The sequence below is a fragment of the Bradyrhizobium sp. Leo170 genome, assembly GCF_004296405.1.
Classification (GTDB): Bacteria; Pseudomonadota; Alphaproteobacteria; order Rhizobiales; family Xanthobacteraceae; genus Bradyrhizobium.
The window spans coordinates 1-929 of the sequence record NZ_PSRR01000766.1 but is presented as its reverse complement, the minus strand read 5'-3'; the positions used below and the strand labels follow the sequence as shown (position 1 = coordinate 929).

The 929-nt window shown below is 61.2% G+C and carries 1 pseudogene; it reads left to right on the top strand.

The features are described from left to right. Positions 1-918, top strand: a pseudogene (locus CWO89_RS44575) (sensor histidine kinase); the annotation flags it as partial. Positions 919-929: the final 11 nt, after the last annotated feature.

The window sequence follows — 929 nt, the reverse complement described above, 5'->3', positions numbered from 1 at the left end:
CAGCTCCGATCTCTTCGCCATCAACAGCTCACCGCGCCACGATCATCGCGGCCGCTTCATCGGCGTGGTGCTGACCGGGCGCCCGATCGGCGAGCTTCGCCGCGCCTACGAGGCGCTGCACAAGGCGCATCACGAATTGCAGCGCGCCCAGCGCCAACTGGTCGAGCAGGAGAAGATGGCGAGCCTCGGCCGTCTCGTCGCCGGCGTTGCGCATGAGCTAAACAACCTGATTAGCTTCGTCTATGGTAACATCCACACGCTAATGCGCTACCGTACGGCGATCGTCGCCTATCTCGACGCGGTCCACGGCAAAGGCAAGACTGCCGACCTTCCGGCGCAAAGGAAGAGCCTGCGCATCGACGAGATTTTGGAGGACGTCGGCCCGCTCATCGAAGGCACCATGGAGGGTGCGGTTCGCATCAGCGAGATCGTGAAGAATTTGCGCCGGCTGTCCTTCAGCAAGCTCGGCGAGGTCGAGCGCGTCAACATCGAACGATTGATCAACACTGCCGTGCTGTGGGCCGTGCGCACCAAGCAGGTCCGCATCGACCTGCAGATGGAGGTCGAGCCGGACCTCTGGATCTCCGGCAATGAGGGGCAATTGCACCAGGTGATCGTCAATCTTGTGGAAAATGCGATCGATGCGATGCGTGGCACCGAATTGCCTCGGCTGGTCGTCTCGGCGGCGCGCAAGGGTAACGAAATCCTGTTCCGGATCTCGGACAACGGTTCTGGAATCGACAAGGATCACATCAGCCATATCTTCGAGCCGTTCTTTACTACTAAGCGGGTTGGCGAGGGCACGGGGCTCGCCTTTGGATCAGCTATGGCATCGTGCGCGAACACGGAGGCGAGCTCCTTGCATCGAACGAGCCGGTAGGCGGCGCGACCTTCTCTTTTGCGCTGTTGGCAGCATAGGCGGTCGACGG